The organism is Streptomyces sp. NPDC042371 (assembly GCF_056437465.1).
This window is the reverse complement of record NZ_JBWKAP010000010.1, coordinates 302399-317408: the sequence shown is the minus strand read 5'-3', so window position 1 is coordinate 317408 and position 15010 is coordinate 302399. Positions and strand designations below refer to the sequence as shown.

The window sequence follows — 15010 nt, the reverse complement described above, 5'->3', positions numbered from 1 at the left end:
ACCCGGGCACCGGGGCGGGCGAGGAAATGCAGGGCAATTAATGGACTGAATGCGTGAATGCGGACGACCCTTCATTCATGAAGCCCCGCCACAACAGAACTGCTGTGCAGAATGCAGCCGTCACCCCCCCCCTGAAATTGGAGCAATGATGATTCGGAAGGTTCTGGCCGGCGCCGCGCTCGCCACCGCCGCCACCGCCGCGACCGTGAGTGCCGCCGGTGTGGCCTCGGCGACGACGAGTGGCCCCGAGGCCGAGAACACGACCAGCAGCGCGCACGACATGAACAAGGCTGCCCGGGTCGCCTACGGCGAGACGGTCAGCGGGACGGGCACCGGCTCCTCGGAGTTCGCCACCGACAACGGCGACGTCGCCATCGCAGGCGACACGGGCGGCGTGGCCAACGCCTACGGCGCCCCGTTCGTCGACGTCGACCTGCGCTGCGCCGTTCCCGCGGCCCAGGGCGTGGGCGGCAACGTCCTCGGCGGCCCGGTCACGACCTGCAACAACGCGCCGGTCGACCAGTTCGACGCCCCCGAGCGCATCCTCTGATCCCGCGCCGGGGATTCCGCCCTGCCGACAATTCGGGCCGGAAATCCCCGACCTGCAATCAGGGCCCGGCATTGACTCCGCGCGTCGAGTTCAGTAATTCCCCAGGCTGCCTGACTGAATGAAGCGCGAAATCCCCTTTCCTTATGGAGCAAAGATGATCCGGAAAGTTCTGACCGGTGCCGCGCTCATGGCGGCGGCCGCCGCCGCGACCGTCGGCGGTGCGGGCGTGGCCGCGGCCGACGCCTCGGAGTTCGCCACCGAGAACGGCGACGTGGCCATCGGCGGCGACACGGGCGGCATCCTGAACAGCTACGGCGCCTCGTTCGTCAACGTGGACCTGCGCTGCGCCGTCCCCGCGCCCCAGGGCGTGGGCGGCAACGTGCTCGGCGGCCCGGTGGCGGCCTGCACCAACGAGCCGGTCGACCAGTTCGACGCGCAGGAGCGCATCGTCTGACGCACGGCGCACAGCACGACGGCCGGAGCCCCCGCACAGTGGGCTCCGGCCGTCCGCCTTTGTGGCGCGGGTCTGCAGGTTCTGCAGGTTCTACAGAGCGAGGCCCGTCAGGACCATGACGCGCTCGTAGGTGTAGTCGTCCATCGCGAAGCGGACGCCCTCGCGGCCCACACCGGACTGCTTCACGCCGCCGTACGGCATCTGGTCGGCGCGGTAGGACGGGGCGTCGCCGATGACCACGCCGCCGACCTCCAGGGCGCGGTGCGCGCGGAAGGCGGTCTGCAGGTCGTGCGTGAAGACGCCCGCCTGGAGGCCGTACTTGGAGTCGTTGACCGCGTCGAACGCCTCGGCCTCGCCGTCCACCTTCTTCAGGGTGAGGACCGGTCCGAAGACCTCCTCGTAGGCGATGGTGACGTCGGCGGGCACGTCGGCGAGCACGGTCGGCGCGTACGCGGCACCGTCGCGCTTGCCGCCGGTGAGGACCTTGGCGCCCGCCTTCGCCGCCTCGTCGACCCAGGACTCCACGCGCTTGGCGGCGTCCTCGTTGACCAGCGGGCCGACCTCGGTCGCCGGGTCGGACGGGTCACCGGTGACCTGGGCCTCGACGGCCTTGATCACGCGCGGCACGAGCCGGTCGTACACGGCGGCGTCCGCGATGACCCGCTGCACGGAGATGCAGGACTGGCCGCCCTGGTAGTTGGAGAACGTGGCGATGCGCGAGGCCGCCCAGTCGAGGTCCTCGTCGGAGGAGTAGTCGGACAGGACGACGGCCGCGCCGTTGCCGCCGAGCTCCAGGGTGCAGTGCTTGCGCGGCACCGAGTCCATGATCGCGTAGCCGACCTTCTCGGAACCCGTGAAGGAGATGACCGGCATCCGCTCGTCCTGGACCAGGGCGGGCATCTTGTCGTTGGCGACCGGCAGGATGCTCCACGAACCGGCGGGCAGCTCGGTCTCGGCAAGCAGCTCGCCGAGGATCAGGCCGGAGAGCGGGGTGGCCGGAGCAGGCTTGAGGATGATCGGCGCGCCGACGGCGATGGCCGGGGCGATCTTGTGCGCGCAGAGGTTCAGCGGGAAGTTGAACGGCGCGATGCCGAGGACGACGCCCTTGGGGAAGCGGCGGGTCAGGGCGAGGCGGCCCTGGCCGCCCGCGTCGGTGTCCAGACGCTGGGCCTCGCCGCCGTTGAAGCGGCGGGCCTCCTCCGCGGCGAACCGGAAGACGGAGATCGCGCGGCCGAGCTCGCCACGGGCCCACTTGATCGGCTTGCCGTTCTCGGCGGAGATCAGCTGGGCGATCTCCTCGGTGCGCTCGACCAGGCGGTTCGACACGTGGGTGAGGGCGGCGGCGCGGACGTGGGCCGGGGTCGCGGCGAACTCGTCGCGCACGGCGTACGCGGCGGCGACGGCCTCCTCGACCTGCGCGTCGGTCGGTACGGCGGCCTTGCCGACGACCCGTCCGTCCCAGGGCGAGGTGACGTCGAAGGTGGTCTCGCCGGTGGTCTGGCGACCGGCGAGCCAGAAGGCGTGGATGGAAGTCATGTCGATTCCCGGCCCTTCCGCGGTGGTGTGTCTGGGGGTACGTCCCTCACCGTAGGGGCAGCGGGAGCCGCTGACGTTTATCCGACGCGGAGTACTGGCCTGGGGCCTCGCGCCGCTTTGTCAGGGCGGGTGGGACGAGGCGGACCGCGCGGCGGAACAGTTCAGTCCGATGCCGTCGACGTTGCCTTCAGTGACAGCCACAGCTCCATGCGGACGTCCGGGTCGTCCAGGGAGCGGCCGAGGATCTCCTCGACCCTGCGCATGCGGTACCGCAGGGTGTGCCGGTGGACGCCGAGGTCCGCCGCCGCCGCGTCCCACTGGCCGTGGCGGGAGAGCCAGGCCCGCAGGGAGGCGACGAGATCCCCGCGGCCGGTCGCGTCGTGCTCGTGCAGCGCCCGCAGCAGACCGTCCGCGAACGCCCGCACCGCGTCGTCCGCGAGCAGCGGCAGGACGGACCCCGCGGCCAGCTCCTCGTGCTCGACCAGGGCGCGGCCGCGCCGCCTGGCGACGGACAGCGCCTGCTCGGACTGCTTGTACGCGGTGGCAGCGGCGATCGGTCCGGCAGGCGCGGAAAGACCCATCACCAGCTCACCCTCCTCGCCGGAAGCGGTGGCCTCGCGCCCCGTGGCGCCGCGCCCCGCCTCCAGCGCCGCCGCGTACTCCGCACAGGCCCGCACGCCCGCGCCCCCGTCCACGACGAGCAGCACGAGCCGATCCCCGTACGGGACGACGAGCAGCGCCTCGCCGGAGCGCGCGGCCGCGGCCTCGACGACGTCGACGAGTCCGGCGAGCGGGTCCCCGTTCCCGGAGGCGTCGGCGACCGCGGCGAGCACCGCGGCCGATGCGGTCCCAGGTCCTGCCTCCGCCCCTCCGGCAGCCTCCCCATGGCCCTCGGCGCCCGCCCGCACCCGCGCCGCGGACGCCGACGCCACCTGCGCGACGACGAGGCGGAACGGCGCGTCGAGGAGCCCGCCGTACAGCTCGCCCGCGACGGTCCGCGCGTGGTCGGGCTCCCCCGCGAGCAGCATCCGCAGCACGGCCGCGCCGATCCGCTGCTCGGCGGCGTGCAGGGAGCGGGAGCGCTCGGTGGTCAGGGTGAGCAGGGCGATGGCGGAGTGCACCGCGTACCGCTCGGCGGTGCCGAGGGTCGACTCGGTGCCGACGGCGAGCGCGGCGCGCGGCCTGCGTCCCGTGCCGAGCGAGTGCAGCTCCACGCGGTCCTCGGCGCCCGCGACGACGGAGCTGGCGGGGGCCGGGCGCTCCCTGAGGCGTTCGACGTCGGCGGTGACCCGGGCGGCCCTGCGGTTGGCCCACTCCGGCGCGGCGGCGACGACGGCGCCCGACGCGTCGTACAACGCGGCCCAGCCGTCGACCTGCCCGGCGAGCGCGAGCAGCAGCCCTTCGGGGCCGTCGCTCAGCGCCTGCTTGGTCAGCTCGCGCTGGGCGGCGAAGCCCGCCGTCACCGCGCGGTACTGCTCGGCGGCGATGGCGGCCGACACCGCCTTGCTGATGGCGAGGAACGGGGTGCGCCGCGGCACCTCGATGAGCGGCAGACCGGCGTCGGTCGCGGCGTCGAGGAGGGCCCCGGGGATGTCGGGGTAGTGCACGCCGACGGCGAAGCCGAGCCCGACGACTCCGGCACCGGCCAGCCGCTTCACGTACCGCCGCATGGCGTCCGGGTCTTCCGCGTCCAGCTTGAGCGCGGTGATCAGGAGGAGTTCGCCGCCCTCCATGTAGGGCACGGGGTCGGCGAGTTCGCTCGCGTGCGCCCAGCGCACCGGGGTGTCCAGGCGTTCCTCGCCCGCGCGCACGGTCAGCTTGAGCGCGGAGTGGTGGACGAGCGAGGCGAGCGTGGGCGGCATGGGACCTTCAGGTCTGCGGCAGGCGGGGCGGGTGGGCGCGACGGGGATCTTCGCGATGTGGATCTTTTGGCCGGTCCGTATGAACGACCTGTGTCGATTCTGCCTCACCGTATGGTGCGACAGAGACCGAACACCACGTACGTGTGATCCGGCAGCTCATCCGCGTCGGGTTTTCCGAATGCCCCGTCCACGCCGCTTCAGGCCGGGCCCTTCCCGCTTCAGGAGCGCAGGTCCACCAGGAGCGGGGGCGCGTGCTCCCCGCGTACGTCGGTCAGCGACAGCACCGCGTGCCCCGGCGGCACCCCGTGTGCCAGTTCGGACGCGGACCAGCGCTCGCGCTCTACCTGACGGACGGTGACGGCGCGGGCGGTCGGCGCGTTGCCGGTGATGACGCGGCGCAGCATGTGCACGGTTTTGCCCAGTGGGGTCTCGGCGATGATCTGCCGGTCGGTCACATCGCGCGCCTCCGTCCACTCCTTGCCCCAGACCTCCGCGAAGTCCTGGCCGTCCCACGGGGTGAGGCCGGAGAGCGCCATGCGGCAGCCGATCGCGCCGAGGAGCGGTGTGCGCAGGGGCCGGGGTACGTCGTCGAGCGTACGCAAGGTCATGACGACGCCCGCGTTGGCGGACCGCAGACGCTGGATGCGGCGTACGGATTCCGGGGTGACCGTGCCCGACGCGTCGTCCAGGACCAGGCAGGCGAAGAGCGAGCGGTCCTCGCGCCCGGCGGCGGTCGCCGTGAACTGGGCGAGGACGAGGCGCGCCAGGATCCGTGAGGCGTCGGCGTGCCCGCGCTCGGGGAGGTCGATGCGGACCCGTACGGGATGGTCCAGGGCCCGCAGCGAGAACGGGGTGCTGCGGCCCGAGGTGTCGAAGAACGGGGCGAAGGCCGGGCGGTCGAGGAGCGCGATGCGGTCGGCGAGGACCGCGCCGGGGTCGCCGGGGTGGCCGAGCTGGCGCTCCCGGGCGTCGAGTTCGCGGATCATCCCGTCCTGCCCCGCCGCCTGCAGCGCCTTGCGCAGGGCGCCGAGCGGTCCTGGCGAGCCGTCGAGCAGGGCGCGCAGTTCCGGCACCGAGGGGAAGCGCCGGTGGACGGCGAGGAAGGGGCCGAGGAGTTGGGCCAGGCAGGTCGTGGAGCGGCGGCTGTCGCCGCTGGGGTGCGGGTCGACGAGGTCGCCGACGAGGGCTTCGGCGAGCACGGCCGCGGCCTCGTCGGGGTCGTTGGTGCCGCCGTACAGATCGAGGTCGTACGCGGAGTCGGGCTGCCCGATCCGCACCACCACGTCGTAGTCCTCTGCGGGCCCGAGCCCCGCGCCCGCGGCCCCGACGACCACCACGGCCGCCCGCCCGGCGAGTGCGCCCAGGCACAGCGACTCGGCGAGCGGCCACACCACCCGTGCGGTCTTGCCGGAGCCGCCGGGGCCGACTGCGAGCAGCGAGGTGCCGAGCAGGTCGGGCCCGAGCGCGAGCCCGGTGCTCCGGTAGGCGTAGGGGTTGCGGGGGTCGTCGGCGGTCGTCCCGATGCGCACCTGCGCCGTGGCGAGGTCGTGGCGGGCGGCCCGCGAGGGCAGGTCCCGGTCGCCCGAGGGGTGCGGGCAGGCGCGGGCGCCGTCGCGCAGGACGGCGTCGGTGAAGACGGCGAGCGGGCTGCGCCCGGCCCGCACGGACCGCCAGGCCCGCACGATCCTTGCGTGGTCCACGTCCCGCATCAGTCCGGCCGCCGCGTCGGCGGCGAGCCGGTCGGCGGCGGCCTCCGCGCCCGCGGCCCGCAGCTGCGGCCAGCGGGCGGGGTCCTCCTCGGGGGCGGGCGGCGGCGGGGGCGCGTCGGGACGGCGCAGGTGAGGGGCGACGAAGCGGCGCCAGACCTCGCCCCAGCGGCCGATCCTGCCGACGCCGATCATGATGGCGAGCGCGATGAGGGTGTAGTAGCTGTACCAGACGAACGCGTTGCCGACCTTGTTGCCGCTGTAGAGCCAGGCGTCGGGCAGGAACAGCTCGATCGGCAGCACCCACCAACCGCCCAGGTAGTTGTTCCACAGCAGCGACCAGAGCAGCCAGCCCACCAGGAACGAGATCAGCGCGCCGCTCAGCAGCTGCCGGGTCGGCACGGTCTCGGGCTCCTGCTCGGGCCGCGGCCTGTGCGCGAACCGCCAGATGCCGGGCAGGGCGGCGGGCCGCGGCGCGCGCAGCCAGGCGAGGAAGGCGGCCCCGTCGGGCAGCGGCGGCGCCCCGGGGGCCTGCGCGGGCCGGGGCGGCGGCGTCATGGACCCGCGCGAAGGCACCACGGACCCGTTCGGAGGCGACGCCGGGCGCGGCACCGGAGTGGCATGGGTGCCCTGCGCGTCCTGCGTGCCGTCGGAATCCACGATTCTTGCCCCCTGGCCTGCCGCTCTCTTGTTTCGCGGGTCAATCTAGTGCCCCCGCAGGGGGAGTTCACCGGATACGCGCCCGGGCCCGCGGCGATCCGGCCCCGGCGGGCGCCTCCGCGGCGAACGCTCCGCTATCCCCACCACTATGTCCACCACGGACAACCGCCACGCCGAACGACTCCCCCATGGAGCATGCCCACCCCATGGCCTCGCCCCTAACCTGCGAAGAAAGCAGTAGAGCGTCCGTATCGTCGCCCCACCCCCAGGAGCCCCTCATGACTGCCCTTCCGCAGGAGCGCCGCGTCGTCACCGCCATCCCCGGTCCGAAGTCGCAGGAGCTGCAGGCCCGCCGTACCGCCGTGGTCGCCGGTGGCGTGGGCTCCGTGCTGCCCGTGTTCGCCGCGCGCGCGGGCGGCGGCATCATCGAGGACGTCGACGGCAACCGTCTGATCGACTTCGGTTCCGGCATCGCCGTGACCTCCGTGGGCGCGTCCGCCGAGGCCGTCGTGCGCCGCGCCGCCGCGCAGCTGGAGCAGTTCACCCACACCTGTTTCATGGTCACGCCGTACGAGGGCTACGTCGCCGTCGCCGAGGCGCTCGCGGAGCTCACGCCGGGTGACCACGAGAAGAAGTCGGCGCTGTTCAACTCCGGCGCCGAGGCCGTCGAGAACGCCGTCAAGATCGCCCGCGCGCACACCAAGCGCCAGGCGGTCGTCGTCTTCGACCACGGCTACCACGGCCGCACCAACCTCACGATGGCGCTGACCGCCAAGAACATGCCGTACAAGCACGGCTTCGGTCCGTTCGCGCCCGAGGTCTACCGCGTCCCGGTGGCCTACGGCTACCGCTGGCCCACGGGCGAGGAGAACGCCGGGCCCGAGGCCGCCAAGCAGGCCATCGACATGATCAGCAAGCAGGTCGGTGCCGAGAACGTCGCCGCGATCATCATCGAGCCGGTGCTCGGCGAGGGCGGCTTCATCGAGCCCGCCAAGGGCTTCCTGCCGGAGATCGTGAAGTACGCGAACGACAACGGCATCGTCTTCGTCGCCGACGAGATCCAGTCCGGCTTCTGCCGTACGGGCCAGTGGTTCGCCTGTGAGGACGAGGGCATCGTCCCCGACCTCATCACCACGGCCAAGGGCATCGCGGGCGGTCTGCCGCTCGCCGCCGTCACGGGCCGCGCCGAGATCATGGACGCCGCGCACTCGGGCGGCCTCGGCGGCACCTACGGCGGCAACCCGGTGGCCTGCGCCGGTGCGCTCGGCGCCATCGAGACCATGAAGGAGCTCGACCTCAACGCCAAGGCGAAGCACATCGAGTCGGTCATGAAGACCCGCCTCACCGCCATCGCCGAGAAGTTCGACATCGTCGGCGACATCCGCGGCCGCGGCGCGATGATCGCCATCGAGCTGGTCAAGGACCGTACGACCAAGGAGCCGAACCCCGAGGCCACCGCGGCCCTGGCGAAGGCCTGCCACGCCGAGGGCCTGCTCGTGCTGACCTGCGGCACGTACGGCAACGTCCTGCGCTTCCTGCCGCCGCTGGTCATCGGCGAGGACCTGCTGAACGAGGGCCTGGACATCATCGAGGGCGCCTTCGCCCGCGTCTGAGCGTCGGGGCGTGTGAAGAAGGTGTGCGGGCCCCATGACGGGTTGCCGATCCGTCTGTCGGCCCGCCACCGCCTGCCGTACGGTTTCTGCAGATGAGAGAAACACCCCGCTCGCAGGGAACTGCGTGCGACACCACGGCGGAGCCTCCCCAGCCCCGTCCTGGTAGTGCCTCTGCGCACACACCCGGAGCTTCCAGCTCCGGAACTCCTCACCGATCGGACGGCCGCCCGCCCCAAACCCCCCGGGGCGCGCGGACCACCGATCCGGACGGCCGCTTCGGAGACTCCCCCGACGGACCCGCGTGAGCAGGTCCCCTCGGACAGTCCGGGCCGGTCGGCCACCGAAGGGCCAGCACACTCCCCCCCTTGTGCTGGCCCTTCGGCATGTCGGGCTCCCGACGGGCTCCCCGGTCAGCCCGGTCTGCCGGTTCTGCGTCCCCGTGCGTCCAGCAGGTTGCCCGCCCGCTTCGCCGTCCGCAGCGTGATGCAGCGGTCCGCGATCCGTACGCCCTCCAGGCCGTCCTCGATCTGCGCCTCGAGCCGGGTGACGTCCGCGAGCTCCCGCATCCAGACGCACACCGCCAGGTTGTACGTGCCGACGGTGGTCACCACCAGACGGGCCTCGTCCAGGCCCGCGAGCCGGGCCGCGGCCCCCGCCAGACGCCTCGCTGGGACCTGGAGGAAGAGCCAGGCCTGCACGGACCGGCCGCACCGCGCACGGGCCACGTCCGTCCACAACACCACCCGCCGGTGCAGGAGCAGGCGCTGCACGGCGTCGCGGGCCCGGCGCACGGGGACGCCGGTGCGGGCCGCGATGGTGGTGGCGGGCATGCGTCCGTCGGTGCGCAGGGCCGCGAGCACCGCGCGGTCGAGCGCGGTCGGCTCCGTGGAGGCGCCCGGTTCGCGCAGGCCGTGGCCGGTGAACCGCGCCGCCTGGTCCGCGGAGAGCTCGCCGAGCCGCCAGTCGCCCGCCTCCCGGACGAAGGACGTGACGAGCTGGGTGCGCACGGCCCGGATCTGCGGCCCGGTGCCGAGCCGCTTCAGGAGATAGTCGGCCAGCGCCACCTCGTCGGCGGCGCCGACACCGACCAGCAGATCGCGCCCGCCCGACGTGAGGTCGAGCGTCCGGCACTCCGGGTCGTCGACGATCGAGTCGGCCACCTCAAGGGGGTTGCCCGCGCACTCCACCTCGACGACCGCCAAGCGGCCCCCGGCGGGCCCCGGTTCGTACGCCGTCACCCAGGCGAGGCCCGCCGTCCGCAGCCGGTTCCAGCGGCGCGCGACGGTGACGGCGTCCACCCCGAGCACGGCGCCGACCTTCGCCCACGAGGCCCGCGGCTCGATCTGCAGGGCGCTGACGATCTGCAGGTCAAGCCGGTCGAGGTCCGGATCCGCCGCGAGCGGCTCGGCTGCGCCGCCGGTCGGCGAATGGGCTCTCACAACTCCCTGTATAACGCGCCTTCCTGCGCGAGGCAGGTCGTTTTCGCCGTGATCCTGCGCAGCACTCTTCGCCACCGGCGCTCTGCGTGAAGATCGCGAAGCACTGCCTTGTCGCCGGTCACCGTCAGCTTCACCGTTCACCATCAGCGTTCACCGTCAGCGTCACCAACAGGCCTTCGCGGGAGAAAAGTTGAGCATCCCCTACATATCGCGCCGCCGTTTCCTGCAGACGACGACGGCCGCCGGTGCCGCTGCCACGACGGGTGCGCTCACCGGCATCGGCCTCGGCAGCGGCAGCGCACATGCCGCCGCCGAAGCCGCCGCGACCCGACTGCGCTTCACCGCCACTACCAACGGCGCCGCGTCCCTCGCGGGCGACCGGATGATCGCCGAGGTGCAGGGCGTGCTGTGGTCCCTGCCGCGCACGGGCGGCGACGCCGTGCCGCTCACCCCGGCGGACCTGGAGCCGACGCGTCCGGTGCACTCGCCCGACGGCCGCCTGATCGCCGTCTGCGCGTTCCGCACGGGCAACTTCCACATCTGGACGCTGAAGCCGGACGGCTCCGAGCTGACCCGGCGCACCGAGGGCGACTGGGACGACCGCGGCCCCGCCTGGTCGCCCGACGGCAAGCGGATCGCGTTCTCCTCCGAGCGCGGCGGCGACCCGGTCACGGGTGCCCCCTTCCGCATCTGGGTCCTTGAGCTGGCCACCGGCGAGCTGACCCGGCTGACCGGGCGGCCCGGCCAGTCAGGACCCGTGCAGGACGGCGCGTGGGAGGACTTCGACCCGGTCTGGTCGCCGGACGGGAAGCGGGTGCTCTTCGTCCGGGCCGCGGTGAAGTCGGGTGCGCTCGACGCCCGCACGGTCGCCTCCGTGGCCGCCGACGGCAGCGGTGCGGTGACCGTGGAGCACACCGACGCCACCACCGCCCAGATCTTCGTGCCCGCCGTCTCCTCGAACGGCACCCTGGCGTATCTGCGCACGACGGCGGCGCCGAACGCCGCCTGCGCCCTCGTCGTGGACGGCGAGGCGGTCGCGGTGGGCGGTGACGTGGAGCCCGCGCCGCCCCGCTGGATCTCCGCGAAGGAGCTGCTCCTCACGGTCGACGGCCAGTTCACCGTCGTACGGCCCGACGACCCCGGCACCCGCAAGGACATCCCGTTCACCGCGCCGCTGCCCCTGGACAGGCCGGACTACCGGCTCAAGACGTTCGACCTGGACGGCACCGGGAGCCGCCCCGTGCGCGCCTTCGACCTGCCCGTCCTCTCCCCCGACGGCAAGCAGGTCGCCTTCACGGCACTCAACTCCCTCTGGGTGGGCGAGGTCTCGGGCGGCAAGGCTCCGCGCCGGGTGACGCGGGCCAAGGCGACCGGGTACCTCTACGCGGCCGCGTGGACGCCCGACGGCAAGGCGCTGCTGTACTCCGACGACCGCGACGGCATGCCCGCCGTCCGCCGCCGGGAGCTGGCCACCGGCAAGGAGACGGTGCTCGCGTCCGGCGGGCGCATCCAGGCGGCGCTCTCCCCCGACGGCAACCGCCTCGCCTGCTTCGACCTCGCGACCAACCTGCTGGTGCGGGACCTGCGGACCGGCGAGGAGAAGGTGCTTGCCGCCAGCCCGCCCGGTGGCGAGCTGTCCGGCAGGCCCAGCTGGTCCGCCGACGGCCGCCATGTCGCGGTGAGCTTCCGCAATCGGATCAACCAGCGCTTCCGCGAGGGCTACAACCTCATCCGCGTCATCGACACGGCCGACGGATCCGCACGGACCCACGCGGTGGCACCGCACGCCTCCATCTCCGACCGCAACAGCAACGGTCCCGTCTGGTCCCCCGACGGCCGCCACATGGCCGCCGTCGTCGAGTCCGCGCTGTGGCTGCTGCCCGTGGACTCCGACGGCACCCCGAACGGCAAGCCCCGCACCTTCCCCGCCGAGGCCGCCGACCACCCCACCTGGTCGGGCGACGGCCGCCACGTCCTCTATCTCTCCGCGGGCCGCCTCCGGCTCCTCACCGTGGCGGACGGCAGCGTCCGCACGGTCAAGCTGCCGCTCGACCACCGGCGCCCCGCGCCCGCGGACACCGTCGTCCACGCGGGCCGCTTCTGGGACGGCTCCGGGGGCGACGAGAGCGTCCGCGAGAACGTCGACGTGACCATCCGCGGCGGCCGCGTCACGGCCGTCGGACCGCACCGCTCCGGCCGCGCGGCGGGCCGCCGCGTCGACGCCTCCGGGCAGACCGTGATCCCCGGCCTGTGGGACACGCACATGCACCCGCAGCCGGGCATCTACGGCGGCCGCCAGTCCGCCCTTTTCCTCTCGTACGGCATCACGAGCGCCATGTCGATGGGCGGTTCCGGCTACGAAGGGGCGAGGCTCCGCGAGGCCACCGCCGCCGGTGAGCTTGCCGGTCCCCGGCTCGTGACCGCGAGCGAGGTCCTCGACGGGTCGCGCATCGCCTGGGACAACCGCGTCCACGCGACCCGCGAGGGCCTGCGCCTTACCCTCTCCCGGGGCAAGGCCCTCGACTGGGACTTCGTCAAGACCTACGTCCGGGCCCCGGGCTGGGTGATGGAGGAGGCCACGCGCTTCGCGCACGAGGAGATGGGCGTGCGCTGCGGCAGCCACAACCTCTCCCCCGGCATCCAGCTCGGCCAGGACCTGACGACGCATCTGCAGGCCACCCAGCGCGCCGAGTTCGGCCACGCGACGTCCGCGGGCGAACTCGCGTACCAGGACGTGACGGAGATCTACACCGCCACGGGCGACTTCCACCTGGTCGCGACGCCCTTCTCGGCCACTCCCCTGATCGGCGCGGCGCCCGGCCTCGCCGACGACGAGCGGGTCACGCGGCTGATGCCGCCGTGGGAGACCGCCCAGGTCCGGAGCCTGGCCGAGCAGCCGCCCACCGACGCGCAGCTGGCCACCCTGGCGCGGGAGACCGGCATCTACCGCAGGATCTCGACCGGCGGCGGACTGATCGCCCTCGGCACGGACTCCCCGGGCATCCCGACCGGCCTGGGCGTCCACATCGGTCTGCGCGCCCTGCGGCGCGGCGGCTACTCGGCCGCCGATGCGCTGCGCACGGCGACCTCCGCGCCCGCACGGATCTTCGGCCTCGACCGCGACCTCGGGACGCTGGAGGTGGGCAAGCTCGCCGACCTCGCGGTGATCGACGGTGACCCGTTCACCGACTTCGACTCGCTGGTACGCACGGTGTCGGTGATGCGGGGCGGAGTGCCGTACGAGGTGAGCGACCTGGTCTCGGCCGTCCCCGCGGTGAAGGTGACGGCGAAGGAGCGCGAGCAGTGGGCCCGGACGGGCAAGCAGTTGCGGAACAGGTGCTGCGACCACGGGCACTGAGACCGCCCGGTACGACAGCACGGACGAGCACACGCACGTCGTCGAAGGCCCCCGCCGGATCGTCCGGCGGGGGCCTTCCGCCGCGCGCCGACGCCCTGGCGCACGCGTCGGCGATCATCCCTGCCAGGCTGTGGCGCATGTCTGCATCCCCGGCCCCGCGACGGCCGGCCCTCACCCTCTCGCTGTGCGTCGCCCTCTTGGCCCTCTTCGCGCTCCTGACCTGGCAGGTCGTCGCCGGAGGACCGCTGCGCCGCGCCGACGAGCGCGCGGGGCGCGCCCTCGCGGGCAGCCGTCTGCCGGACCGCGCCGCGGAGTTCCTCGCCGACCTCGGCAACATCATGGTGGCCGTGCCGGTGCTGGTCGCGGTGGCCGCGTACGCCGCCTGGCGCGCGCGGCAGAGCGGTACGTCCCGGTGGTGGCTGCCCGCGGTCGCCGCGCTCCTCGCCATGGCCGCGGTGCCCGCGCTGGTCGCCCCGCTCAAGGCGCTGATCGACCGCCCGGGCCCGCCCGGCACGGCGGGCGACGGCGGCTTCTTCCCCTCGGGCCACGCAGCGACGGCCGCGGTCGCCTACGGAGCGGCGGTCCTGCTCCTGCTGCCGCTGCTCCGTGGCGCCTACGGCCGCCGCGAACTGGTCATCGGATGCTGTCTGCTGAACGTGGCGATCGGGTTCGGGCTGGTGCGGCGCGGCTACCACTGGCCGCTGGACGTGGTGGCGAGCTGGTGCCTGGCCGCGGTGCTGCTGCAGGCGATGCTGCTGCTGATCGGCAGGAGACGGTGCTGATCAGCCGAAGTACGCGTCGAAGTTCTTCGAGAACTCCCCGTTGTTGAAGCGGTCCCAGTTGATCGACCACGTCATCAGGCCGCGCAGGTCCGGCCAGCTTCCGTGGGTCTTGTACGAGCCGCAGTTGCTGCCCTTGGTGAGGCAGTCCAGCGCCTTGTTGACCTCTCCCGTGGACACGTGGCCGTTGCCCGCGTTGACGGAGGCGGGCATGCCGATCGCGACCTTCTGGGGCGGCAGCGCCCGGAAGACGTTGTTCTTGTCGCCCGCCACGGGGAAGCCGGTGAGCAGCATGTCGGTCATCGCGATGTGGAAGTCCGCGCCGCCCATGGAGTGGTACTGGTTGTCCAGGCCCATGATCGGGCCGGAGTTGTAGTCCTGGACGTGCAGCAGCGTCAGGTCGTCGCGCAGGGCGTGGATGACCGGGAGGTACGCGCCCGCGCGCGGGTCCTGCCCGCCCCATTTCCCGGTGCCGTAGAACTGGTAGCCGAGCTGCACGAAGAAGGTCTCGGGCGCCATGGTGAGCGTGAAGCCGGAGCCGTACTTGGCCTTGAGGGTCTTCACCGCGGAGATGAGGTTGACGATCACCGGGGTCTTCGGGTTCTTGAAGTCGGTGTCGTCGGCGTTCAGCGAGAGCGAGTGGCCCTCGAAGTCGATGTCCAGGCCGTCGAGTCCGTACTCGTCGATGATCTTGGAGACCGAGGCGACGAAGGTGTCGCGGGCCTGTGCGGTCTTGAGCTGCACCTGGCCGTTCTGGCCGCCGATGGAGATCAGGACCTTCTTGCCCGCCGCCTGCTTGGCCTTGATCGCGGCCTTGAACTCGTCCTTGGTCTCGACGTTCGGGCACTCCGTCTTGGGACAGAGGCCGAAGCGGATGTCCCCCGAGGTAGCGGAGGTCGGTTCGCCGAAGGCGAGGTCGATGATGTCCCAGCTGTCGGGGGTGTCGGCGAGCCGGGTGTAGCCGGAGCCGTTGGCGAAGCTGGTGTGCAGATAGCCGACGAGGCTGTGCGCGGCCGCGGCGTCCTGGCCTGCGGCCCGCGGTTCGGGAGCGGC

9 protein-coding genes and 2 pseudogenes are annotated in these 15010 nt (G+C 72.9%); 6 read left to right on the top strand and 5 right to left on the bottom strand.

Annotation, left to right across the window (positions count from 1 at the left end):
- Positions 1-145: 145 nt before the first annotated feature.
- Both AC068B_RS29935 and AC068B_RS29930 read left to right on the top strand, forming a co-directional pair.
- Complete coding sequence (locus AC068B_RS29935) at positions 146-550, top strand: hypothetical protein (protein ID WP_468557636.1); 405 nt, start codon at positions 146-148, stop codon at positions 548-550.
- 154 nt (positions 551-704) lie between these two features.
- Positions 705-1004, top strand: coding sequence for a hypothetical protein (locus AC068B_RS29930; protein WP_356257424.1), 300 nt, complete (start codon positions 705-707; stop codon positions 1002-1004).
- Between the two features lie 90 nt (positions 1005-1094).
- Here AC068B_RS29930 and AC068B_RS29925 read toward each other — a convergent pair whose 3' ends face one another.
- From AC068B_RS29925 to AC068B_RS29915, 3 genes are all read right to left on the bottom strand, one after another.
- Positions 1095-2540: an aldehyde dehydrogenase family protein gene (locus AC068B_RS29925; protein WP_478674706.1), complete on the bottom strand. Its 1446-nt coding sequence runs from the start codon at positions 2538-2540 to the stop codon at positions 1095-1097.
- A 161-nt stretch (positions 2541-2701) separates the two neighbouring features.
- Positions 2702-4402, bottom strand: a complete 1701-nt coding sequence (locus tag AC068B_RS29920) for a PucR family transcriptional regulator ligand-binding domain-containing protein (protein ID WP_478674705.1) — start codon at positions 4400-4402, stop codon at positions 2702-2704.
- Between the two features lie 218 nt (positions 4403-4620).
- Complete coding sequence (locus AC068B_RS29915) at positions 4621-6768, bottom strand: ATP-binding protein (RefSeq protein WP_478674704.1); 2148 nt, start codon at positions 6766-6768, stop codon at positions 4621-4623.
- A gap of 278 nt (positions 6769-7046) precedes the next feature.
- Between AC068B_RS29915 and gabT the strand changes: the two genes are divergently transcribed.
- Complete coding sequence (gene gabT, locus AC068B_RS29910; RefSeq protein WP_478674703.1) at positions 7047-8381, top strand: 4-aminobutyrate--2-oxoglutarate transaminase; 1335 nt, start codon at positions 7047-7049, stop codon at positions 8379-8381.
- A gap of 92 nt (positions 8382-8473) precedes the next feature.
- Positions 8474-8680, top strand: a pseudogene (locus AC068B_RS29905) (phosphatase PAP2 family protein); the annotation flags it as partial.
- Positions 8681-8791: 111 nt separating this feature from the next.
- On the opposite strand, the gene AC068B_RS29900 reads toward AC068B_RS29905, so the two are convergent.
- Complete coding sequence (locus tag AC068B_RS29900; RefSeq protein ID WP_478674702.1) at positions 8792-9820, bottom strand: AsnC family transcriptional regulator; 1029 nt, start codon at positions 9818-9820, stop codon at positions 8792-8794.
- 190 nt (positions 9821-10010) lie between these two features.
- On the opposite strand from AC068B_RS29900, the gene AC068B_RS29895 reads away from it, so the two are divergent.
- Positions 10011-13178, top strand: a complete 3168-nt coding sequence (locus tag AC068B_RS29895; protein ID WP_478674701.1) for an amidohydrolase family protein — start codon at positions 10011-10013, stop codon at positions 13176-13178.
- A 137-nt stretch (positions 13179-13315) separates the two neighbouring features.
- Entirely contained in the window at positions 13316-13960 is a 645-nt protein-coding gene (locus AC068B_RS29890) for a phosphatase PAP2 family protein (protein ID WP_478674700.1), read from the top strand.
- Here the strand turns inward: AC068B_RS29890 and AC068B_RS29885 are convergent.
- Positions 13961-14968 (bottom strand): annotated as a pseudogene (locus AC068B_RS29885) (chitinase); the annotation flags it as partial.
- Positions 14969-15010: the final 42 nt, after the last annotated feature.

Bases quoted from the DNA above. Each gene is read 5' to 3' on its own strand.
- AC068B_RS29930 (WP_356257424.1), top strand. From the start codon at position 705: ATGATCCGGAAAGTTCTGACCGGTGCCGCGCTCATGGCGGCGGCCGCC.
- gabT (WP_478674703.1), top strand. From the start codon at position 7,047: ATGACTGCCCTTCCGCAGGAGCGCCGCGTCGTCACCGCCATCCCCGGT.
- AC068B_RS29935 (WP_468557636.1), top strand. From the start codon at position 146: ATGATGATTCGGAAGGTTCTGGCCGGCGCCGCGCTCGCCACCGCCGCC.
- AC068B_RS29925 (WP_478674706.1), bottom strand. From the start codon at position 2,540: ATGACTTCCATCCACGCCTTCTGGCTCGCCGGTCGCCAGACCACCGGC.
- AC068B_RS29920 (WP_478674705.1), bottom strand. From the start codon at position 4,402: ATGCCGCCCACGCTCGCCTCGCTCGTCCACCACTCCGCGCTCAAGCTG.
- AC068B_RS29890 (WP_478674700.1), top strand. From the start codon at position 13,316: ATGTCTGCATCCCCGGCCCCGCGACGGCCGGCCCTCACCCTCTCGCTG.